Origin of the sequence: Sporosarcina sp. Marseille-Q4943 (assembly GCF_943736995.1) — a bacterium.
Classification (GTDB): domain Bacteria; phylum Bacillota; class Bacilli; order Bacillales_A; family Planococcaceae; genus Sporosarcina.
The window spans coordinates 1841764-1863177 of the sequence record NZ_OX031157.1; the positions used below are offsets into that span (position 1 = coordinate 1841764).

The following is a 21414-nucleotide window of genomic DNA, read 5'->3' on the forward strand; positions in this document are numbered from 1 at the left end:
TTTATCACCTCATTTATAAATGCAGTCCTGTCCACTGCCAGTACGTGAAATAAAATAAGAGCATGACAAGTAAATAAATCGGCATTAAAACGGAGCTGACTTTGGCTAACTGCTTTGCATCGTAGGATACTTCTCCTTCTTCGTAGAAAAGCAGTAAAGCTTTCGAGCTGACAGGTACCGTTATGCAGTAATTCATCCCTATTAAACTTAGAAAAACTACTGCAGCCGGGTCCATTCCTATACTTTGGCTGAACACTATAAAACTTGGGATGAAAACAATCGCCCTTGTCGTATGAGATGTAATATATAAATGGCTCGTGACAGTTACAAGTAAAATAATACTTACAAGCATCCACTCAGGCGCTTCGCTAAATAGGTGAATAGCGCTGAACATCCCTTTCTCAATCCAAGAGACAACGCCAGAGTCTACTAAAACTTGCCCAAGTGCCGTTGCTGCAGCCACAAATAGAATTAGATTCCATGATACCGACTTAATTCCTTGTTTCCAAGTAATCACTCCATAGTTTGGTAGCATGACTAGTACCGCGCCAAGCATCGTAATAAAAGCAATGTCATAACCGTGGATGCTCTCTGACAGCCAACCGGCCATCAAAATGAAAATGATGACCAATGTCTTTTTTTCGTTTTTCCCAAATGGTTTATTCGGCAGTTTATCTTTTCCGCTCTCCGTCGCTTCAAATTCGTTCGATACTTCTTTCGGCCATAACATGAGCTTAATAACAACGACTGAAATAATGGTAATAATGAGGGCAAACGGTACACCCCAAATAAGCCATTGGACAAATGAAATGGATTGTCCTACCGTCGTTTCCAATAACCCTATTCCAATCAGATGGGAGCCAGCTCCTATTAATGTTGCGGAAGTACTCATTAAAATAACGACTGGCGCCATGATCGCCAACACACTTTGTTCCTTGGCGGAAAACTTGCTGCGCAACTGTTGTAACATCGGCATGGAAAGAGCGGCCCTTCCAGAAGTGGATGGGATAAAAAACGCGGAGGCGAACAATGCCGATGAAACACCTCCTAGCACTCTATTTTTGTTACTGGAGTATCTTACGATCGACTCAACAAAACGTGTTGCAAGCCCTGATTGTTTGACCGCTTCTCCTATAATAAATGATCCGACCATCAGCCATACAATTTCCTCCGAAAGGGAATTGTAGAGGAGATCTGGTTTGCCCGCTTTACATAATACAATAAATAGGAGTAGCGAGACTGCTACGAACCCTGCAGGAATTTTGGTCGCAACCCATAAAGTCATAGCAGACAAGAATGCAAAAAGAGATACCTTGGCAGCATAGCCAAGTTGGGAGGCTGAAGCAATGATCATCAAGTAGAAGACATGGACACTAATAATCCCCAAGGTTGCCGTTGAAATTCTGTCGACTAGAGCAACTGCGAAGCTTTCTTTTGTCCTTCTTTTATTCATTCTCGTAATCATCGGTCCACCACCTCATCTATGCCATTTTTCTTCTAGCAATCCGTAGTCCTACGCTCACTTGACGGAGAACTGCTACAATGCTGTCTTCAATCCATTGGGGTGCTTTGCTGATCGCCTTTTCTAATGTTGCTGGTTTTTGAATGATGCTTGCGTATGCATCGATACCTGCCTGGTAGTTTAGATCTGCACCTTTACCGATTGTTCCTGTGATTGCAATAACCGGAATTTGATTCTTTTTCGCAATCCTAGCTACTTCAGCTGGGATTTTTCCGTTCGGCGTTTGGAAATCGATACTGCCTTCTGCCGTGAGGACGATATCCGCACCCGCAATTTTTTCCTCTATATTAATATAATTTTTAATAAGATCGAACCTAGGGTGAAGGGTTGCGCCTGTAAAGGCAATTAACCCTGCTCCAAGCCCGCCGGATGCGCCGCTGCCTGGCAGAGTCCTGACATCGAGTGAACAGTTTTTTTGGATTAAAGCGGCATAGTGCTCCAGTGCAGCTGACAATTTTTCTACTTGTTGTGGAGTCGCTCCTTTTTGCGGACCAAAGACTCGGGCGACCCCTTTCTCTCCGCAAAGTACGTTCGTCCAATTGCAAGCAACGTCAATGGAAACATCCGCGAGTCGTTTGTCTACATGAGTCGAATCAATATGGGCAACCTTTAGCAAATCTTCGCCACCTTGAATGATCAGCTGCTTATGATGATGATCGAAAAACTTCACACCGAGAGCCTGTGCCATCCCCGAGCCGCCATCGGATGTGCCGGAATCCCCACAGCCGACAAGTATATGGTCGACACCAAGGTCAAGGGCTGCAAGTATCAGTTCGCCTACCCCATATGTAGTCGTTTTCAACGGGTTTCGTTGGTCTCGAGGAACATGCTTCAACCCAGCAACAGCCGCCATCTCTATGACGGCTGTCCGTTTATTGTTCTCAGTAAAGATTCCAAAATGGCTTACAATCTTCTTTCCAACAGGGCCTGTCACTTCTTTATAGATTAGTTCGCCCGCTTTTAAGCTCACAATTGTTTTTGCAAACCCTTCCCCTCCATCAATCATCGGCACAACTTCAACATCAATTTCCTTATCAAATCGCCTTACCCCTTTAGCCATCGCAATGGCGACATCTTCCGCGTCTAAACATTCCTTAAACCCCGACGGTACAATTACAATCTTCATGTGAATTTCCTCCTTGAAATCATTGATTACTTGTAATGTACCTATCAAAAGCTAATATATTTTGAGAGATAGATTAATAAATGATTAGAAATGGTTTTGGAGGTTAAACAATAGAAGATTATATTGATCTCCTCTACGAGTGGACGCTTTCCGCGGGCACGGCTTCAGCCAATCGAACAGCGAAGGGTTCGATTTGTCTAATTTCTGTGTTTTGTGCAGAAATTAGACAGCATGTGCTCCCAACGCTGCGCTCAGTCCAGGGTCTTCAGCTCGCGCTCTTCCCGCAGGAGTCGCCACCCTCCGCTCCAATCAACGAATGCTCCTATAAATCTAATGAGTTGGGGATTAATAGTGGCTAACCTTTTCAAAGGTTGTTTAGGGGAAATACAAATGATATACTTTTCTTACTGGCATCTGGTATACCAGATGCCAGTAGTTGTTTCCCTCATTTCTTGTTTAATAGCAGTGGTGCTACTCACTGAAGATCTACTAAAGACTATTATGTTAAAGGATGAAATTGATGAACTTTCTAAAGGCAGAACAACCCCAATTATTTAAGGACCACGCATATAACGAAATTAAGAAGGCCATTATTCAGCACGAAATCGAACCTGGCTCCATGTTAAATGAACGTTCGCTTAGTGAAAGTCTTGGAATTAGCCGTACCCCTTTAAAATTAGCTTTGCAACAGCTGGAATTGGAAGGTTGGATTACATCTGTACCTCGAAAAGGAATTTTCATTAAAACCATTAATAAAAGCGACGTTGATGACATTTTCCAACTGCGGAAGGCTAATGAAGTATTGGTTATCGAACTGCTCATTCCTCTTCTTGACGACGAAGCAATTGCTAAAATCGAGGAGCTGGATGAACAACTATCTGGCAATAAGGAAGACCCTGTACAGTTTGTGTACTGCGATTCTTCCTTTCACTTGTTTTTAGCAGAGTTAAGTCAAAATCTCCGTCTGTATCAATTGATTGAAAATCTCACCGACCATTTTAATTGGTATCGATTCGCTTCATTGAAGGCCGGGAAAAGCTTGGATGAGATTCACTATGAACATACATTAATCATCGAGGGACTGAAAGCAAGGAATGTACGCCAAACAACGGACGCTGTTTTGAACCATATTGATAAGGCATACGCCACATTAATGGTAAATTTTCAGGGTTGAAGGAAAGGATTAATTTTCATTAGAAAGAAGGGAAATTGTTTTGGAGCAACACGTCAAGAAAGCTCTCACCATTATTTTGCAAGTTTGTATTTTATATATGTTCTCGTATATTGGAAACGTTATTCAGAACTTTTTCCACTTAGTGATCCCAGGGAGTATTATAGGACTCTTATTACTCTTTACTTGTTTATGTTTCAAAATCGTCCCCGTTAAATGGATTGAAAACGGAGCCGGATTTTTACTGAGTTTATTAATGTTATTTTTCATTCCAACGACAGTTGGTGTCATGAACTATTCTTCGTTACTTTCTTTTCAAGGTGCGTTGTTCATCCTCGCTGTTCTGTTAAGTACAGTCATTTCCATTGCAATTACAGGAACGGCAGGTCAATTTTTTGAGAATAAGGCACAAAAGAGAAAGGATGATAAAGAATGCAACAAGGCCCACTCGCAATCTGCATGATTTTATTAACTGTCATTGCTTATCTCGCGATGTCGAAAATATATAAGAAGTATTCTTACTCATTTTTAATACCTGTTTTAACTGCGACTACTATTATTATCATCATCCTGTCTTTGTTTCATATTCCATATGAAAGCTATATGTCTGGAGGGCAATGGATCAGTTCCCTTTTAGGTCCTTCCGTCGTCGCACTCGCTTACCCTTTGTATAAACAGCGTCAATTTTTACTAGATCACTTAGCTCCTATAATAGGGGGAGTATTTGTTGGTGCCACTTCCGGAATGGTCAGTGTTGCTCTCCTCGCTAAAATCTTCGGGGTGAATCATTCATTAACTCTTTCCCTTATCCCAAAATCTCTTACCACTCCCATTGCAATAGAAGTAGCTAAAGGATTAGGCGGAAATGCCTCTCTGGCAGTTGTCGGTGTTATGATTGCAGGAATCTTTGGCGCAATCGCTGCACCTTCTATTTTTAAATGGTTGCGGGTGCGTAGCCCCATGGGAAGAGGCATCGCTCTTGGCAGTGCATCGCATGCGATAGGGACTGCGAAAGCAGCGGAATACGGCGAACTCACCTTTTCGATGAGTTCTGTCACAATGGCGTTATGTGCAATCATCGGCTCTGTTCTTGGTCCGATTGTTGTGTGGGTATTTCACATTTAAGAAGCCAATAAGAAAAGTCCAATTCTCCTTTTTTGGAGATTGGACTTTGCAGACTGTAGACAAATACCATGGATTTTGGTGTTTGCCTGCAGTCTTTTTTCTTTTAAAAAAGAGATAAAGCTACAATATTGATTTCCGCTGCGAGCGGACGCTTTCCGCGGGCACGGCTTCAGCCAATCGAACAGCGAAGGGTTCGATTTGTCTAATTTCTGCGGGTTGTGCAGAAATTAGACAGCACCCCTATGCTCGTAACGCTACGCTTTTACTCGCAAAAGCCGTTCTTCGTTACGGCTTTCGCTCAGTCCAGGGTCTTCAGCTCGTACTGTTCCCGCAGGAGTCGCCGCTCTCCGCTCCAATCAACGGTGTTTCCTATTAACTGAATTAGGCGATGGATATGATGAAGAACAGTATGCCTCAATTCCTTCTATTTGTGCTACGTGTCCAGTGATTGGCCAATGCACGCAGAGCAAGAATCACCAAAAGTTGATTCAACGTCATATCTGGCAAGACTATTTGGATGTAGCTGAGGACTTGCGACATAACTACCAAGTCAAGGAAATATACAGGAAGCGTACAGAGACGATCGAGCGTGTCTTAGCCGTCGCCATAGAAAAGCATGGCAGGCGATGCTGACTTTTGCTGCTCTAAATCTTAAGAAGCTGGCCAGCTGGACATGGAAAACGCCGGCTGAAAGCGTTACTTGAATGATGCCGTTGACCTAAGGGTAATCCAGTTGATTGGAGTGCAGGGCGGCGACTCCTGGGGGATCAGCGCAGCGTGAAGACCCCGCAGGAGCAAAGCGACGAGGAGGCTGAGGGCAAGCCCCCCGGAAAGCGTCCGCCCGGAACGGAAATCAACGTCGCGTCAGTCTAACGTTTTTGCATCAATGCGTTTAATAAGACAAAAGGATGGAAAACAATTCGATTTCCATCCCTTTTGTCTACAGTCCGAAAAGTCCAATCTCTTTTTTGGAAATTGGACTTTATTATGTGGTAGAGAGATATGCTGTGTTTATTGTCTGCTTGCATGGAAATGGCGATGGAGTTCACGAACTTCCTCAGCCAGTTCAGGGACAGGGCCATCGATTGTCGTATCACGAATAACATCTTGGATAGGAAGATTCCGAACGCGCGATGGGGCAACTCCCATTTCACTCAGCCATTGTACTAGCTGTTCGGATGAACTCGCATAAACGATCCGACCTAATCCAACCCACCCGTGGGCTGCAGCGCACATAGGGCAATGCTCGCCAGAAGTATATACCGTCGCCTTGCTTCTTTCTTCAGCGGTCATATTCGAGGCCGCCCATCGTGCCAAAGCAAATTCCGGGTGTTGTGTATGGTCTCCACCTGCAACGTGATTATGGTCTTCTGCAAGCACGTCTCCGTTGGCTGAGACAAGGACAGAACCAAATGGCTCGTCACCTTTCTCCAGCGCAGTTTTTGCTAATTCAATACAACGTCGTAGGTGTTTCAAATCTGAATTACTAATCATAAATGAATCCTCCTCGTTTGCATTACTATTCCAAGACCAAATTGAACAGCTGTATCAACTTTTGTTATTTATTTAAATAACTTTTCTCTTTTGCCAATACTAAATTGACGAGCATTTCATTAATCGGAACTTCCAGGCCAAGCTCTTTGGCTTTTTGAACAACTCCACCATTGATGGCCATAATTTCTGTTTTTCTTTTATTCAAGACGTCGACCAACATCGATGTCTGGTTTGGCGCCGTTTTCCTAGCCAAATTTTTAATAATAGAGGAATCATTAAAATGTAAAGGAATGCCTGCTTTTTTAGCAACCATGAGACACTCTTCTGCAATCTTATCCTGTAATTTAGATGTTTCCTCGTTTTCTACCAACTCACCGTTTCTCAGACCAGTGAGAGCGCCTAGTGGATTTATGCCACAATTGCCAATTAACTTCTCCCAAATTAATGACATGACATTTTCGGAAACCTTTGATGGCCCGAGTTTTTCATGTTCAAACATACGTTGGATTTCTTTGATCCGATCAGTGACTTGACCATCAACCTCACCGATCACAGTTCCCCCACTGCCTGTGTGGAGTACGACACCAGGCTCTTCAATGTAGCCGGCAGTACTCGTAGTCCCCGCAATAATTTTACTCTCATCAATGAATTTAGCGATGTTCTCAATATTGCCGATGCCGTTCTGTAGAGTTAACACGATTGTGTTGTCGCCAAAGAGATTTTTATTTTGCTCCATAGCAATTTCAGTAACATATGTTTTGACTAAAACAATGACTAAATCAAGTTCTTCACCGATCTCTTTCCCATCAGTGAACGCCTTAAGATTCGTATATACCTTTTTCTCGTCACCATGCATGATCGTAAGCCCTTTAGAATTGATTGCGTCTATATGTTCTTTATATATATCGATTAAGTAAACGTCATGTCCCGTTTCGGATAAGACTGCACCATAAAGTCCGCCTATGGCTCCTGCACCGATGATACCAATTTTCATACAAACTCAACCTTTCGTTAACTGTTTATCCATATTTTCAACTTAATTATTATATCATGCATTGCTTCCAGTCATGGTTTTGACAGACCAACCAAGAAGCTCGGCCAAAATTAATAACCCTTCTAAATTCAAACACATGATTGTTATTCTATTACTCATAAAAAGTGAAGCGTTTACATTTTTAATTGTAAGCTACTTCTGAAATTATATCAAACTTAGTTTACAGGTATGGAATAATTTTACTTTTCATCTGGCGATTGTCTTCTGCGGACAACAGTAAAGGGAAATGGATATGTCCATTTCCCTCACTGTTATCCAATTAATTTTTCACATAGATAAACATTAGAATTCATCATAATAATGTTTCCTTACATAATGTTTTTCTTGTTTATTACATATTACTTTTTAATCGTTTTAAAATGCGATGGTAATCATCAAGATCAATCCCTGGAGCAAATTGTTCTGGAAGCTCTGGGAGATCAGGTATAGGTGCACCTTTAGGCATTCCATCAATGACTCTCAGCTGTTCACCCGTTTCAGGATTTGGTCCTTTCCAAATTTGATTGATGTCCCGATACTCCGGCTCTCCCCATGTATACAACACATTATTTAATCCTTGATTTATAAATCCTTTTGCGTAGTCAAATTTAGTATTATCCAAACTCGGCACAGGAAGCATCTTACCTACATCTACTCCTGTAGCCATTTCAATTGCTTTTGCATAAGCAAGGATGTGAGTACCGCCTCTAACAAGCAAGTACCCAATCATTGTTAAAGCAGTTGGATGGGTAGTCATTTCGTAAACCCTCATCTTATGGGTTCTTGCTCCAATTTCCAATAAATAATTGGCAAGGAGATCTTCAACTAGCACACCAGAATTATTGACGTATGTGCCATTCCACGGTCTCCCCATCCCATCTCCTGGATAAGCTGTTTGAGCAGTAGTCGTGAAATGTAATGAATAACGAGCGTCCTTTCCATTTTGCAACGGTGCAATGTCAGGATCACCAGGACCCGTATTGCCTACGGATAGCAGATTAATTGTATTCGCTACTAACTCAACATGACCAAATTCTTCAGCCGTAATACTCGCAACTAAATCATAAAACGGTTTAAACTTTTTTTTCGCACGAAAGTTAAAGGACTGAAACATGTAATTGTTTAAGGTGGACATTTCACCAAATTTACCACCCATTAATTCTTGAACAGCTGCTGCGGCATTCATATCGCCATGGGCGGGAATAGGAAGATCAATGGCCATTCGATTGACACGTTTAATCATGAGCTTTATGCCTCCATCCATAAATGTTAACCATTGGCATTATATGTTGGATAAAGCTTGGCCTATTCCTACATCGCCGCTGGATGAACCCAAATTATCTGTTCTGTACGAATATAAAATGGTGTCCCCCCCATATGAACAACGATATGATCTGGCATTACCATTCGTAATACACCTCGTACAGAGCCACGTGTCGTTTGGACTGAAATGGATTGATTTTGCAATTGAGTTAGAGCCTCATAAACATATGGATCACGAAGATTCCAACCATTCATTACTCAACACTCTCCTTTTCTCGAATCCATAGCAATATATGCAATATGATGGAGAAATGTGCATTTGCCTAGTTAAGAACTGAGGGAGATTTTGATGGAGGAGGGACATACTAAACGTTAAAGATATACTTTTATGGGGAAAACTACTCTTACCTATTGGACCGATAAACGCGTTCTCAAGATTTTCTGTTAGAATTAATATCTACTGGTTTCATAAAATATAAAGAAAATAGGATGGTACTTATGGGATATCGAACAATTAAGACTGCAATAGGGGCAGGGTTAGCAATTTGGATTGCGAGTTTACTCGACTTGGAATTTGCCTCATTTGCAGCGATTATCGTTATTATGTGTATTGAGAAGACAAAGAAAAGAACATTGCATTCTATTCGGAAGAAGTTCTTCGCTTCACTTTTATCCTTAATTCTTGGTTCTATATGCTTTGAACTATTAGGATATCATCCGATTGTTTTAGCTTTATTTATCTTATTGTTTGTCCCGATTCTTATAAAGGCACGTATTCAGGAAGGTTTTGTCACAAGCATAGTTGTTATTTTACATATTTACACAGTGAAAGAAGCTAGCCTGCAAAACTTATTGAATGAACTCTATATCATTTTTATTGGGATAGGAATCGCCTTACTTGTAAACAGCATTATGCCAAGCTTTAAGGAAGAAATTGAAAAATATAAAACGGAAATCGAAACTAAATTCAGCGTTATTCTTTACGAGTTTTCAGCACTTTTAAAGAACAGTGAGCGAAGCTGGAACGGAAAAGAATTAGTCGAAGTAGAAAATATACTTAATCAGGCTAAAAACATTGTTATACAAGATGTAGAAAATCATCTGTTACGAAAAGAGAATAGAGATTATTATTATCTCGAAATGCGAGAGGATCAATTCAAAATCCTAAAACATATGGCAGGCATCCTAGACATTGTTTCTTCATCAAAGTTAGATGTGAAACAAAAAGGCATGCTTGCTAATATCTTTCTCAATATTAGTCAACATGTTGATTCAGGAGATACAACCGTTGCATTAAAGCTATTAGAGGAATATGAAGAGTCCATACGTGAAACAGAACTACCGAAGACTAGGGAAGAATTTGAAATTAGAGCAAATCTATATTATTTAAACTTCGAAATTAAGAACTACTTAATCATTAAGAAGAACATCGTTAGTAGAAGTAAACTTTAGCTCCAGAGGCTAGTCATTATCTTAACTATGACAACAGGGACAGGTAACTCGACTTAAATAGTCAAGTTACCTGTCCCCGTTCTTACTCCAATTAATTAGATGCAATTTCCTTTAACTTTTCAAAGATCATTTTTAAATCATTCCCATTAGGATAATGTGCGGACTGCTCGAGTATGATAAACTCTTTTCCGGCAGGTGCTTCAATTTTTTCAGTATACTCTTTTGCAAGCTCATAATTTGTTATTTTGTCGTGTACACCTTGAAAAATATAAACAGGCATTTTCAGTTCCTCTACCTCTGAAATAAAATTTATTTCATTCATCTCTGCTTGTAAATCCTTTGCCTCTTTTAGGCTGAAGGTTGCTCCCGACACCAATGCTTTATAAAGGTCCCCTAAAGTGTAATCAGGGGAAACTAGTGATGTTCCTAACCAACCCGCTATATCCGCTTTATGAACCTCATCGTCACCGTAATTTTCTCCTCCATATTCCCCTATATACTTCATTAACCTTTCTTCTGGTTTTCCTATATACAACGGTTCCCCAAAGGATTCCAGATCTTTACGCATTTTTTCGTCACCATTACTGATCGCAATATTCAATAACCAGTCTCTTGCTCGAATTTGGTTTTCCTTAAAATTAACAAACTGTGAAATACCAATATAAGCAGTCACCTTCTCGGGGTGTTGAATACTATATTTTGTTCCTACAATTGTTCCCCAGGAAGTACCTACTACCAAGACTTTTTCGGTATGAAATCGCTCCGTTAAATAATCTACAATTACATTCGTATCTTCAACAAACTGATTAATGTTCATTGTTTCTATGGGAATGTCCTTGCTGTAACTCTTACCAGAACCCCTTTGGTCATAGTAAACTGCAACGAAGTTTTCGGTAAGCTCAGGAAAAGCGGCCCTAGCACTTACACCAAATGGAAAAGGCTGACCAGGACCTCCATGTAAAATTAGTAGCACCGGTTTATTTAAGTCCTTTCCCTCTATTAACAAGAACTGTTTGGTGTCATTGACCTGTAACTCAACAACCTCGCTAATTCCGCCATTCCTTACTAAGTCTTCCCCTTTGTCCTTAACAAACAACTGGTTTACTGACCGAATTGCTAGTAGTAGAACTATTAATACAACAATAGAACCCCCACATACAATCACAAACTTTCTTAACTTCTCCAAAGCCATCCCATACCCCCAACCTTCATTATATTTCAGTATTGGTTGATAGATCTGTTGGCAAAAGTGGTTTCTTCAATAATAAGACACCATAATAAATAAACCAGGCAGGAACAACCACTAATCCACCTAAGCCCATTCCGATCATAACGAGGAATGAAAGTCCTGTTACATTACCTAGTACAGTTACAATAAAACAGCTTCCTCCCAAATACCCTAAATAGGACAATAGCTTTCGATTGTGCAATTTAAGAGAGAAGACACTCACCGTTAAAATCCAAATACCGACAAACCCAAAATCTATCCAGCCTTGTGGACTGAATTCTACTAAACCTACCCACCCAATCACTACTGCATCCAAAACAGCTCCACTTGCGTGTATCGCCTCATGGCTTAGTTCATGATCCAAGCCTGTCTGGCGGAAATTATTAATCGCAAGTAAAGCAAACCCAATAATGGCCATTACTTTGGAATAAGGATACCATTCGCTGCCAGCGGTTTGTTTTTCTAACGTTCTGGAGATTGTCAACACGACCATAATGCCTAAGACTCCTAAAAACCCTAATATATAATGAACCGCCATGAGTTTTTCCATATGGGTGATATGGTCAACGACGGCATTTTCTCCTGGTGGTGCTAGTAATACTAAAATGACGGTGAAAAAATAACATAGACCTACAAGAATAGCAGAAATTGCACCTAATCTTGTTTTTCTCATAGAACCCCCCATTTATTGGTTGAGATGCAAATAAACCATTCTTAAAAAATACGTATAATTACCTCCTCGACTAACGCCGGAATAGTTGATTATATGTTGGATTGTCTTTGCATTAAAACCTCTGTTCATAAAAACTTCTGTAGCTCCCCTACAAAATGACTACAGGAAAAAGTTCAATCATCTGACGGGGTAATTAATATAGCTACCGCTATACCAGGAACTGCACCCTATAAAAAACTTCATACATACGACTTTTAACTATTTAATCTGCATAATGATAATAAAACGGATGGAGTTGATTGATTGGTCAAGTTCAACCCAGAAAAACTATTCGTTCAATATAGGCATGGTATTAATACAATGCAACCTGTCATTCCAAGGCGTTACACACTTACTCACTCAGATGATACGGGAGATCTATTTCTAACGATTGGAAATGAGTTTGCTTGGGATAAAGTTAATACGAAGATGAGAGATGAGGCCTTAGGTGAATGGATGAGTAATGGGGAATGCTTATATTTCTATGTATATTTATACATAGACCAGGGAGAATACAGTCAAAATGCTTCCGCAAAACGCAATGAAGTATTTAGACGTGAGTTACCACTTGCACTAACAGCTATTCGATATGGCGATAAATTACTATTTAATAAATGCCCTAACCTCGATAACGCTACTATCATCGTTAACTTTAAATCCACTTATCCTCAATTTGCTAGGCAAGAGAATTGGGGGACATTCAGTAGTTTTTCTAACATTTAGTATGGTACGGTTCACCGTACTATATCTAAAAATAATCTGGTAAATAACGCCATTTTCTTATATAATTATTATTATTGTTAAGGAGCGGATTCAGATGATGATCGTAACAACTGAAAATATTGCTAATCACCAAATTACAGAAGTGTTAGGTCCCGTATTTGGTTTAACCGTAAGAGCAAGAGGAATTGGTAAAGATATTGCTGCTGCCTTTAAGGGGCTAGTAGGTGGAGAAATAAATCAATATACGGAAATGCTTGAAGATGCCAGAAAACAAGCAATGGATCGTATGGTGAAAAATGCCACTGCAATGGGTGCAAACGCTATTATCATGATGCGTTTTGACTCAGGTGAAATCGGTCAAAATATGAGTGAAATCGTAGCCTATGGAACAGCAGTCATTGTAGAAAAGAGATAACTAATGAAATGGATTATAGGATTTTACAGTATCCAATTCCTTATTTTGATTACTTTGATTATCGGATCATGGTTCATTTGGGATCGCCGTTTCAAAACGAAACACGGCAGGCAAGTACCAAAAGGATTCATACGGACAAATGAGATTTCAATTGATCCAATTACAAACAAAAAATTAGTAGTTTATTTCAACCCGGAATCCGGAGAACGTTTTTATAAAGAGGAAGATAGAAAGAGGGAGTAAATGCCCAGCATTTCTCCCCCCACCACTAGCTACTTATTTTTTTGCGAAAAACTTAACAAGAACCCCGTACGATACTAATGCTGTGATAAAACCACTTATCCAAGAAAGATCAGTAAAAATCGAAAGGGTCGGGATAAGATTACCACTTAGAGATACTAGCACCCCAAGAATGGTTGCGATATATGCATTCTTGTTAATTCCGCGAAATTTATTGATAGTTTTCATATCTTTCATATCATAATATAGCTCGTTAAGATTGATCTCTTGTTTAAAAACAAAGAAATATTGATAAATCATTACACCAGATACAGGACCTAAAATAGCACCTATTCCGTTTAAGAACGTATAAATACTATCTGGATTTTCCATCAACTTCCACGGCATAATCGCGAATCCCAACAAGCAAGCGATTATTACACCTCTTCGATAATTTATCCATTTAGGGAAGAGTGCTGTTAGCTGAAATGCGGCTGGAGTGATGTTAGCCGTAGCATTCGAGTTTACAGTTATCAACAATAAGATTAGCATTGCAAAAAGAATGGCCGGTAAACTATCCCAATGATTAATTACATTTAGCACATCCCATTGTTCCACGCCATAATGAATAGAACTACCAATAAGAATAGACATACTGGTAAAAGCAAAAATAACGTAACCAACAATCAAGCTTAATCCTTGTCCTACCATTTGATCTTTAGTTGAAGTTGCGTTTTGTGTAAAATCAGCAGCGCTAACCCCTGGTGCCGCCCAAAATGCCAACACAGCATTAATGATCATCATGTAAGCAAATAGAGGGCTTATATCTTGGTTTGTTCCTTCAACAGAATAGCTCAAGATATTACCAAAGCCACCACCAACAATGACTCCCCAAATTCCCATGGAGAAGAACAAAACATAAATCAAGACCGTTAACAAAGTATTGAATTTGTTTAGGAAACTGCTTCCACTAATACTTAATGCAAGGTTCGCTGACCAAAAGATGATAAATGATATTAGTCCTGGCATACCAATACCAAAGAAAGTATAGCTTCCACCAATTTCTAGAAATCCAGGCCAAAGCTTACCGAAAATAATTAGCAGGGCTTGGGATCCTACGAAAGTTTGTAAACCAAACCAACCTATAGCGACTACGATACCTCTTAAGAAACCGGGTATCTTAGCTCCAGCCTCTCCGTAAGTTGCCCGTAAATGCATCGAAAATGGAATACCGTATTTTGAACCAGCTTTTCCATTAAAGGCCATAAATACCGCCGTAAGTATGGCACCTAAAACTAAAGCAAGCATGATATTAATAGGAGCTAAACCTAAAACTAAGAAACCACCAGCTGCAGCATAGTTTGGAATGTTATGCAAATTACCCATCCACAGCGTGAAATAGTTACCAACCTTCATATTGCGTTTATCTTTAGTTTTCGGTAATAAATCCTCGTTATCGTAACCTCTTGACTTGAATAACTTAACTTCTTCTTGAGTTACACTAATATGTCCCTTACCCATATTGAAATAAACCTCCTAGAGGCTTTTTATTTTTTTGTTTGTCAATAAAAGCTAGATTAAATTTTTTACCCCCATCTAAAGTAGGACGGGGGTATGCATTTTGGAAGTATTATCTACCTAAAATTTTATGATTGGCATTACTATAACTATCGACTAAATCCGCAGCAAATTCGGCTAACTGTAAATCACAATCATGAGCTCCGATTAAAGAAATACCAAGTGGCACTTCGTGCTGTTTAACTAATGGCAGTGTTACTTGTGGTGTACCGGATAAAGGTGAAATACATAATAATTTAGTCGATTGTGCACGTGTTGCATTTATTTCTTCTAAAGAGCTACTTCTTAAAGGTGCTACAGAGGCAGCTGTAGGTAAGCATAGTAGTGTTCCTTCTGGTAAAATGTCTTTAACTCTTTCAATAACAGCTTGTCTTTTATTCAATGCTTCTTTATATTCGCTCATAGTAATTGTAGATGCCCACTCTAATCGTTCTTTTGGACCTGATGAGAGATTCGGACGGTATTTCCTTACCCAACCACCGTAACTTTCCCAAACTTCATATCCTTGAATAATCCTAAAAATTTCCGTCCATTCTTCCAAACCATTCGGACTCACTTTTATATTTTCAACTACTTCAAAATGTTGTTTAAGATGGTTGACAGCAGGCTGTAATGCCTCTACAACATCTTTGTTGATCGAATCAAAACAATCGTCAGCAATGAGCAACCTATTAAACGTCACTTTTTTACTGTCATTACCTAATACTTCTTTGGAAACCCGTCTAAAAACATCGGAATTTCTAGCAACATATCCGAGAACGTCCATGCTCTCACAATACGGAGCCTCTCCATCATTGGCAACACGTCCATAAGTAGGACGAATACCTAATACTCCATTGTAACTTGCAGGGACCCGAACAGACCCTAGGCAGTCGCTTCCGTAAGCAAAATCTACTAAACCTCCAGCTGTAGCTGCGCCCGTCCCGCTCGAAGACCCTCCTGTAAAGCGTCTTGGGTCGTGAGGGTTGATTGGAGAACCGTAATTCCAATTTTCACCACTTATACTGTAACAAAGCTCATCACAAATCGTTTTCCCAACTAAATCTGCTCCTGCAGATAACGTTTTAGTGACAATACTAGAAGTAAAATCATCTGGACCATTAGTCTGTAACCATTCTGGGTGGCCATTACTATAAGTGCTTCCTAAGATTTTAAAAACATCTTTAACTCCAAATACAAGTCCCTCGAGATTCCCTTTACCAGACCCTTTCAAAGCGATGTGGTTTTCACGAACAAACGACTGTAGCGCATCATAAGGTGGCTGATCAGAGACAGTTAAGCGAGCATTATTTAACATGTTAGTAGGAACCATATTTATCACCTTTCCTGAATTAGTAGTAGATAGAAACAAATCGTCTTATTAATCTCCCATTAAAACAGATGCCATCTTACGTGATAATTCATTTTGGACAATGACCTTACCATTTTTAATAACATAGCGGACTAAAGGTTGATCATTGATTAAATTGCTCAAATCATCACAATCGTAGATAACGATATCAGCATTCTTACCAACTTCTATGCCGTAAGTATCCCTGACCCCTATTGCCTTCGCTGCGTTATATGTGACCATATCTAATACTGCACGACGTTGATCCGCAGAACCCATTTGTTGTGAAACCTGCAATAAGTAGCCAACAGCGATTAAGTCCGCATTACCGAATGGTGTAAATGCATTGCGAATATTATTGGAAGAATAAGCAAGATTTACTCCACGCTCCATCATTGACAATACAGGTGCCATACCACGAGGAATATTTTTTCTCTCAGTGCGTCCCGTCATAAACATATCCGTTACTGGTAATGGAACGATTGAAACATCTGCTTTAGCAATTTTGTCAAAAATAGGTGCTGCCACTTCGGGATCAAGTGACCCTAATGTTGTAACATGTCCGATTGCAACTCTACCTTGATATCCTCGTTCGATTGTCATATCGCAAATTAACTCGATGCATGTATTTTGTGGATCATTCGCATCCGTACCAAAATCGGCATGCATATCAATCGGCAAGTTGTATTTTTCCGCCAAATCAAAAACGATTTCTAGTTGTTTTTTAGTATCTTCCATTGTTTTTTCACTATAAGGACAGCCGCCAACTACATCAGCACCCATTTTGATGGATTCCTCCATCATCTCCAGTACGCCTGGAGATTGAATAATGCCTTCTTGAGGAAATGCAACGATTTGCAAATCTAGTACTTCTTTATACTTTTCTTTTAAATCTAGAAGTACTTCTACTCCAAGTGTTTTCTCAAAAGGATCCACATCAGGATGCGCTCTCATTATTGTGGTCCCGTTTAACACCGACCATCTTAATACCTTTTCAGCTCGTTTTTTCACATCATCATATGTATATAATTTCTTTAATTCAGCCGTATTCTTCAGTGCTTCCTCTAAAGTACCTGATATATTAGGTTTGCGATCTTCAAGAAATGCTTTATCAGGATGGATATGACTTTCAATTAGAGTTGGTAATACAGCATTGCCTTTTGCATCAATTTCTTCTAAGTTATTGTCATTTTGAATGTGAGCGGCTATTTCTACAATTTTTCCGTCAATGATTTTGATATCTTTTTGAGCTTCACCATCTTTGATATGCGCATTTCGTATAATTAAATTACCCATGGAAAAATACCCCCTATAATTAATTAAATTCATGTATCTTACACAAAAATAAAGATTATATTGTGATATAAACTAAAAAAACTTCCTAAAAAAAGGGCCTGTCCCCCAGCTCGATAAAACTTTACCGAACTGGGGAATTGCCCTATAATTTTTTTAAAAAAAATTATCCAATTGATTGTCCACCATCAATTTTCATTTCAACACCATTGATATGCGTAGCTCTGTCACTTGCTAAATAGGCTGAAAAATAGGCAACATCTTCAGAGCGGCCAATACGTTCAGATGGAATACTAGCTATTTGTCGAACAACTGCAGGATGTTCTTGATCGATTGCATAGCGGACCATTGGAGTATCGGTTAATCCTGGACAAAGTGAAACAGCACGAATTCCATCTTTCGCATAATTGAAAGCAAGCTGTTTCGTGTATCCAACAAGTGCGTGCTTAGAAGTAATGTATGCTGCGTCTCCAACACCAGCAATTGTTCCTCCAATTGAAGCGACATTAATGAATGTTCCCTTCCCTTTTTCAAGCATATGTGGCAAAAGCGCATTTGTTAGTAAATAGACTGCTTTAACGTTCACAGCCATGATTCTATCCCATTCATCTTCAGTAATATCTAGAGATGCTTTAAAATCCGCCAAAATAGCGGCGTTATTCACACAAATATCAACTGTTCCAAACTCTTCAAGCGCTTTATTAATCATAATCTGAACATCTACTCTTTTAGAAATGTCAGCAATAATACTAAGTACAGTGCCATTCTGGTCTTTAATTAGTTTCTCTGTTTCAGCTAAACCTTCTGCATTCACATCGTTAAGGATTACCTTGGCACCTTCTTTTGCATACTCAATTGCCTGTGCTCTACCTAGTCCTGATGCAGCGCCTGTAATTAATGCAACTTTCTCTTGTAACAACATAATAACCCTCCTAAATTTATACCCTTACTTCCTATTTTTAAAATAAAAATAGGTTGTTGTAATTTTTTAATTAAATCACAAAACTATCCTAACAAAACATCAACACAGTATTAGCAAGAAAAAGCGAAACCGCTTTCAAACTTCTCTCCTTTTATTATATCTAGCCCTTTCAACAAGTTCTATATACTCAATGAACAAAAGAAACGAGCACAAACTATTTAACATGCATAACAATTTTAACATTACATTACTTTCTAACAAGACCTTTGTTCACTTTGAACAAAGGAAAACTATCATTTTATAAGAAATTGAATGAGGCCCTTTCAGCTGCAAGCATTAAAAGGGTGGCCGTCTATGTAAGGATAAGCACCGAGGAACAAGCAAGTGAGGGTTACAGCATAACTGCACTACTACAAACTTTACGTCAATATGCACAACTATATGGATGGGAAATAGCAGAGGAATACACGGAGGGTACGAAGCGAAGAAGGGGATTCTCAATACCCGCTTTCGACAAAGAATTATCCCCTTATTTACAACTTTTTTTGCCTCTATTTATGGTATGGTTCCCCTTTAATAATCCGAAATCCCCGATACACCTGCTCCAACAACACCAATTTCATCAACTGATGCGGGAACGTCATCTTTGAGAACGACAATAACTCATCCGCCCGTTTCAATACATCATTATGTAATCCGAGAGACCCACCGATGACAAAGGCGACTTTGCTTCGCCCGTACGTCATCAACGACTCCATCCCCGCCGCCAATTCCTCGCTCGTTTTCATCTTCCCCTCAATTGCAAGAGCAATGACGTACGCATCCGGATTAATTTTTGCAAGAATCCGATCGGCTTCCTTTTTCTTGACGATATCCATATCGGCTTCACTCAATGACTCGGGTGCCTTCTCGTCCGCCACTTCAACAAGATCAATTTTTGCATAGGCGCCGAGTCGTTTGGCGTATTCATCGATGCCCATTTTCAAATATTTTTCTTTTAGTTTGCCAACTGACACAATTGTAATATTCACAGGGTTGTCCACCTTTGCTGAAATGTTATACACAGAACTTATTCACATATCCACAGGAAAAACTATATATTGTGCCCGATTATCCGTTCGCCACAATATACGATGCGGGTGTGTCACAGTACTCGCATTTTGTGGATAAGTTTTTCTCTTCCTCGATTTTTTCCATGATCGGAAACGTTTCCTCTTTTGCGACAAACACGTCAAGTGCATGATTGATATGGGTTTCACAGCTAAATAATTTCATTATCCACACTTCCTTCATCATTTATTTTTTACACAATGTTATTCACAATTTCAACTTCTTATCCACATGTCGATAACTACTACAGAAAAAACAGGCAGTATAGCCGATGTTCTGCTATGCTGACTGTTGTGGATAAACTATATTACAGCCTTGTAAAGAGTGTAACATTGTATTCGGTTTTTCGCTTGCTTTCGTGCAAAATCCGTTAGAATGTATTGCCGTCGCGTAATTCCATCTCGATTTCAATCAGCTTACCGTCACGGTACACTTTCATCTTCATCGTGTCACCGACTCTTTTATCATTGTAGAGGTGTTTTCGCAAGCCGACCATGTCAATGATCTTCTTCCCGTCCATTTCCACAATGACATCATACTGCTTTACGCCTGCCGCTTCCGCTGGTGTGTTGCGGAATACTTGGGTGACGATGACTCCCCCAGCTATATCCTCCGGCAGTTTCAATACTCCTCTTCGTTCCGAGGAAGGCACATCTTCCAAATTAAAGAGGCTGACGCCCATTGTCGGCCGCTGAACCGTGCCGGTCGTTTCAAGGTCTTTAATGATCGGCACTGCAATATTGATTGGAATTGCTAGACCGATCCCTTCCACGGTCGACTCCGAAATTTTCATTGAGTTGATACCGACGAGTTGGCCCGCCATATTGATGAGCGCACCGCCTGAATTGCCTGGGTTGATGGCGGCGTCTGTTTGCAGGACGTCCGCCTGCCAGTCGACCGTCCCATTCTGATCGAAATCCATCGGAATCGATCGGTCCTTCCCGGAGACGATCCCCATCGTTACAGAACCTGCAAAGCCAAGGCCGAGCGGGTTACCAATGGCTATGACCGTTTCTCCACGCTTCAATGCATCCGAGTCGCCGAACTCGATAACTGTTTTAACATGGGACGCATCGATTTCCACGACGGCCAAGTCAGTCCACATATCGCTGCCGACAAGTTTTCCATCAGCCTTCGTTCCATCATCGAACGTAATTTCCAACTCTTCCGCGTTTTCCACGACGTGATGGTTTGTAACAATATAGGCTTTGTCGCCTTCCTTCTTATAGATGACTCCGGAACCGCTGCCTTCGCGCGTCCTTTCAGCCGACGACCAGAAGTCACGTACTGTCTGCAAATTGGTGATGCCAACAACCGTATCTGCGACATCAGATACAATATCGGTGACATCCGTATTAATATCCATGGATACCCGCTCGCTCGTCAGGTTGTTCTCACCTGTCGTCTCGCTGCCGACTTGTGGTGTCACTTTCTCCTTGTTGAAAGCAGAATTCATAAGGAACCAGACGATGAGCCCTCCGAGTATTGCACCGAAAAGGGCTGGCAGAAATCCGCCACGGCGTTTCGGCTTGGCTGGTCTTTCGCTGTATCTTGGCGGTTCTTCACGCCTTTCTGGTTCTTGGATGACCGGCTTTTCTTCCTCATTGCCGGGTCTTTGATTGAATTCGTCCATTCTCCTCTCCCTTTCTGTACACAGTTACACTCACTCTACCCCAATCCCGTTGTTTAAAATCAAAA

Annotated in this window: 22 protein-coding genes and 2 pseudogenes; 8 read left to right on the forward strand and 16 right to left on the reverse strand. The window is 40.2% G+C overall.

All coding sequences use genetic code 11. From position 1 onward, the window contains the following. Window positions 1–13 precede the first annotated feature (13 nt). Both NIT04_RS18285 and NIT04_RS18290 read right to left on the reverse strand, forming a co-directional pair. Entirely contained in the window at window positions 14–1465 is a 1452-nt protein-coding gene (locus NIT04_RS18285; RefSeq protein ID WP_252504929.1) for an SLC13 family permease, read from the reverse strand. A 16-nt stretch (window positions 1466–1481) separates the two neighbouring features. Continuing rightward, complete coding sequence (locus NIT04_RS18290) at window positions 1482–2648, reverse strand: glycerate kinase (protein ID WP_252504930.1); 1167 nt, start codon at window positions 2646–2648, stop codon at window positions 1482–1484. A 520-nt stretch (window positions 2649–3168) separates the two neighbouring features. On the opposite strand from NIT04_RS18290, the gene NIT04_RS18295 reads away from it, so the two are divergent. The 4 genes and pseudogenes from NIT04_RS18295 to NIT04_RS18310 form a co-directional block, all read left to right on the forward strand. Further along, the gene (locus NIT04_RS18295; protein ID WP_252504931.1) at window positions 3169–3822 is read left to right on the forward strand and encodes a GntR family transcriptional regulator; all 654 of its coding nucleotides are present in this window, start codon (window positions 3169–3171) and stop codon (window positions 3820–3822) included. A 97-nt stretch (window positions 3823–3919) separates the two neighbouring features. Next, window positions 3920–4282 (forward strand): CidA/LrgA family holin-like protein, encoded by a 363-nt coding sequence (locus NIT04_RS18300; RefSeq protein WP_252505153.1) that lies wholly within the window; start codon window positions 3920–3922, stop codon window positions 4280–4282. Further along, a complete protein-coding gene (locus tag NIT04_RS18305; protein ID WP_252504932.1) occupies window positions 4252–4944 on the forward strand; it encodes an LrgB family protein in 693 nt (230 codons plus the stop codon). Before NIT04_RS18300 ends, NIT04_RS18305 begins: the two co-directional genes overlap by 31 nt. Window positions 4945–5319: 375 nt before the next feature. Beyond that, a pseudogene (locus tag NIT04_RS18310) lies at window positions 5320–5648 on the forward strand (transposase); the annotation flags it as partial. A gap of 307 nt (window positions 5649–5955) precedes the next feature. Here the strand turns inward: NIT04_RS18310 and NIT04_RS18315 are convergent. The 4 genes from NIT04_RS18315 to NIT04_RS18330 all read right to left on the reverse strand — a co-directional run bounded on the left by NIT04_RS18315 (window position 5956) and on the right by NIT04_RS18330 (window position 8989). Beyond that, window positions 5956–6438, reverse strand: coding sequence for a nucleoside deaminase (locus tag NIT04_RS18315; RefSeq protein ID WP_252504933.1), 483 nt, complete (start codon window positions 6436–6438; stop codon window positions 5956–5958). A gap of 64 nt (window positions 6439–6502) precedes the next feature. Continuing rightward, on the reverse strand, window positions 6503–7432 hold the full coding sequence (locus tag NIT04_RS18320; RefSeq protein WP_252504934.1) for a ketopantoate reductase family protein: 930 nt from the start codon (window positions 7430–7432) through the stop codon (window positions 6503–6505). Window positions 7433–7823: 391 nt separating this feature from the next. After that, entirely contained in the window at window positions 7824–8714 is an 891-nt protein-coding gene (locus NIT04_RS18325; RefSeq protein WP_252504935.1) for a manganese catalase family protein, read from the reverse strand. Between the two features lie 68 nt (window positions 8715–8782). After that, complete coding sequence (locus NIT04_RS18330; RefSeq protein ID WP_252504936.1) at window positions 8783–8989, reverse strand: YuzF family protein; 207 nt, start codon at window positions 8987–8989, stop codon at window positions 8783–8785. Window positions 8990–9232: 243 nt separating this feature from the next. Here NIT04_RS18330 and NIT04_RS18335 point away from each other — a divergent pair, with 243 nt between their 5' ends. Further along, on the forward strand, window positions 9233–10186 hold the full coding sequence (locus NIT04_RS18335) for an aromatic acid exporter family protein (protein ID WP_252504937.1): 954 nt from the start codon (window positions 9233–9235) through the stop codon (window positions 10184–10186). Between the two features lie 91 nt (window positions 10187–10277). Here NIT04_RS18335 and NIT04_RS18340 read toward each other — a convergent pair whose 3' ends face one another. From NIT04_RS18340 to NIT04_RS19180, 3 genes and pseudogenes are all read right to left on the reverse strand, one after another. Continuing rightward, window positions 10278–11378, reverse strand: coding sequence for an alpha/beta hydrolase (locus NIT04_RS18340; protein ID WP_252504938.1), 1101 nt, complete (start codon window positions 11376–11378; stop codon window positions 10278–10280). Between the two features lie 19 nt (window positions 11379–11397). Beyond that, window positions 11398–12087: a hypothetical protein gene (locus NIT04_RS18345; RefSeq protein ID WP_252504939.1), complete on the reverse strand. Its 690-nt coding sequence runs from the start codon at window positions 12085–12087 to the stop codon at window positions 11398–11400. A 12-nt stretch (window positions 12088–12099) separates the two neighbouring features. Further along, window positions 12100–12222 (reverse strand): annotated as a pseudogene (locus tag NIT04_RS19180) (TetR/AcrR family transcriptional regulator); the annotation flags it as partial. Between the two features lie 168 nt (window positions 12223–12390). Here NIT04_RS19180 and NIT04_RS18350 point away from each other — a divergent pair. The 3 genes from NIT04_RS18350 (at window position 12391) to NIT04_RS18360 (ending at window position 13507) form a co-directional block, all read left to right on the forward strand. Continuing rightward, window positions 12391–12849, forward strand: coding sequence for a staygreen family protein (locus tag NIT04_RS18350; protein ID WP_252504940.1), 459 nt, complete (start codon window positions 12391–12393; stop codon window positions 12847–12849). Window positions 12850–12943: 94 nt separating this feature from the next. Further along, on the forward strand, window positions 12944–13264 hold the full coding sequence (locus NIT04_RS18355) for a YbjQ family protein (protein WP_099675914.1): 321 nt from the start codon (window positions 12944–12946) through the stop codon (window positions 13262–13264). Window positions 13265–13267: 3 nt separating this feature from the next. Then, window positions 13268–13507, forward strand: coding sequence for a hypothetical protein (locus NIT04_RS18360; RefSeq protein ID WP_252504941.1), 240 nt, complete (start codon window positions 13268–13270; stop codon window positions 13505–13507). Window positions 13508–13540: 33 nt separating this feature from the next. Here NIT04_RS18360 and NIT04_RS18365 read toward each other — a convergent pair whose 3' ends face one another. From NIT04_RS18365 to NIT04_RS18395, 7 genes are all read right to left on the reverse strand, one after another. After that, a complete protein-coding gene (locus NIT04_RS18365; RefSeq protein WP_252504942.1) occupies window positions 13541–15004 on the reverse strand; it encodes a cytosine permease in 1464 nt (487 codons plus the stop codon). 109 nt (window positions 15005–15113) lie between these two features. Beyond that, window positions 15114–16373 carry an amidase gene (locus NIT04_RS18370; RefSeq protein ID WP_252504943.1) on the reverse strand — a complete coding sequence of 420 codons (1260 nt, stop codon included), beginning with the start codon at window positions 16371–16373 and terminating at the stop codon, window positions 15114–15116. A gap of 48 nt (window positions 16374–16421) precedes the next feature. Continuing rightward, window positions 16422–17687 carry an amidohydrolase family protein gene (locus NIT04_RS18375; protein WP_252504944.1) on the reverse strand — a complete coding sequence of 422 codons (1266 nt, stop codon included), beginning with the start codon at window positions 17685–17687 and terminating at the stop codon, window positions 16422–16424. 163 nt (window positions 17688–17850) lie between these two features. Further along, entirely contained in the window at window positions 17851–18603 is a 753-nt protein-coding gene (locus tag NIT04_RS18380; RefSeq protein WP_252504945.1) for an SDR family NAD(P)-dependent oxidoreductase, read from the reverse strand. 554 nt (window positions 18604–19157) lie between these two features. Beyond that, entirely contained in the window at window positions 19158–19637 is a 480-nt protein-coding gene (rlmH, locus tag NIT04_RS18385) for a 23S rRNA (pseudouridine(1915)-N(3))-methyltransferase RlmH (protein WP_252504946.1), read from the reverse strand. Window positions 19638–19716: 79 nt separating this feature from the next. Then, complete coding sequence (locus tag NIT04_RS18390) at window positions 19717–19881, reverse strand: CxxH/CxxC protein (RefSeq protein ID WP_252504947.1); 165 nt, start codon at window positions 19879–19881, stop codon at window positions 19717–19719. 205 nt (window positions 19882–20086) lie between these two features. Beyond that, on the reverse strand, window positions 20087–21349 hold the full coding sequence (locus NIT04_RS18395) for a S1C family serine protease (RefSeq protein ID WP_252504948.1): 1263 nt from the start codon (window positions 21347–21349) through the stop codon (window positions 20087–20089). Between the last annotated feature and the right edge of the window lie 65 nt (window positions 21350–21414).

What these genes read in the sequence shown, in the direction of transcription:
- NIT04_RS18285 (WP_252504929.1), bottom strand. Translation starts at nt 1,465, where the DNA reads ATGATTACGAGAATGAATAAAAGAAGGACAAAAGAAAGCTTCGCAGTT.
- NIT04_RS18290 (WP_252504930.1), bottom strand. Translation starts at nt 2,648, where the DNA reads ATGAAGATTGTAATTGTACCGTCGGGGTTTAAGGAATGTTTAGACGCG.
- NIT04_RS18295 (WP_252504931.1), top strand. Translation starts at nt 3,169, where the DNA reads ATGAACTTTCTAAAGGCAGAACAACCCCAATTATTTAAGGACCACGCA.
- NIT04_RS18300 (WP_252505153.1), top strand. Translation starts at nt 3,920, where the DNA reads ATGTTCTCGTATATTGGAAACGTTATTCAGAACTTTTTCCACTTAGTG.
- NIT04_RS18305 (WP_252504932.1), top strand. Translation starts at nt 4,252, where the DNA reads ATGCAACAAGGCCCACTCGCAATCTGCATGATTTTATTAACTGTCATT.
- NIT04_RS18315 (WP_252504933.1), bottom strand. Translation starts at nt 6,438, where the DNA reads ATGATTAGTAATTCAGATTTGAAACACCTACGACGTTGTATTGAATTA.
- NIT04_RS18320 (WP_252504934.1), bottom strand. Translation starts at nt 7,432, where the DNA reads ATGAAAATTGGTATCATCGGTGCAGGAGCCATAGGCGGACTTTATGGT.
- NIT04_RS18325 (WP_252504935.1), bottom strand. Translation starts at nt 8,714, where the DNA reads ATGATTAAACGTGTCAATCGAATGGCCATTGATCTTCCTATTCCCGCC.
- NIT04_RS18330 (WP_252504936.1), bottom strand. Translation starts at nt 8,989, where the DNA reads ATGAATGGTTGGAATCTTCGTGATCCATATGTTTATGAGGCTCTAACT.
- NIT04_RS18335 (WP_252504937.1), top strand. Translation starts at nt 9,233, where the DNA reads ATGGGATATCGAACAATTAAGACTGCAATAGGGGCAGGGTTAGCAATT.
- NIT04_RS18340 (WP_252504938.1), bottom strand. Translation starts at nt 11,378, where the DNA reads ATGGCTTTGGAGAAGTTAAGAAAGTTTGTGATTGTATGTGGGGGTTCT.
- NIT04_RS18345 (WP_252504939.1), bottom strand. Translation starts at nt 12,087, where the DNA reads ATGAGAAAAACAAGATTAGGTGCAATTTCTGCTATTCTTGTAGGTCTA.
- NIT04_RS18355 (WP_099675914.1), top strand. Translation starts at nt 12,944, where the DNA reads ATGATGATCGTAACAACTGAAAATATTGCTAATCACCAAATTACAGAA.
- NIT04_RS18360 (WP_252504941.1), top strand. Translation starts at nt 13,268, where the DNA reads ATGAAATGGATTATAGGATTTTACAGTATCCAATTCCTTATTTTGATT.
- NIT04_RS18365 (WP_252504942.1), bottom strand. Translation starts at nt 15,004, where the DNA reads ATGGGTAAGGGACATATTAGTGTAACTCAAGAAGAAGTTAAGTTATTC.
- NIT04_RS18370 (WP_252504943.1), bottom strand. Translation starts at nt 16,373, where the DNA reads ATGGTTCCTACTAACATGTTAAATAATGCTCGCTTAACTGTCTCTGAT.
- NIT04_RS18375 (WP_252504944.1), bottom strand. Translation starts at nt 17,687, where the DNA reads ATGGGTAATTTAATTATACGAAATGCGCATATCAAAGATGGTGAAGCT.
- NIT04_RS18390 (WP_252504947.1), bottom strand. Translation starts at nt 19,881, where the DNA reads ATGAAATTATTTAGCTGTGAAACCCATATCAATCATGCACTTGACGTG.
- NIT04_RS18395 (WP_252504948.1), bottom strand. Translation starts at nt 21,349, where the DNA reads ATGGACGAATTCAATCAAAGACCCGGCAATGAGGAAGAAAAGCCGGTC.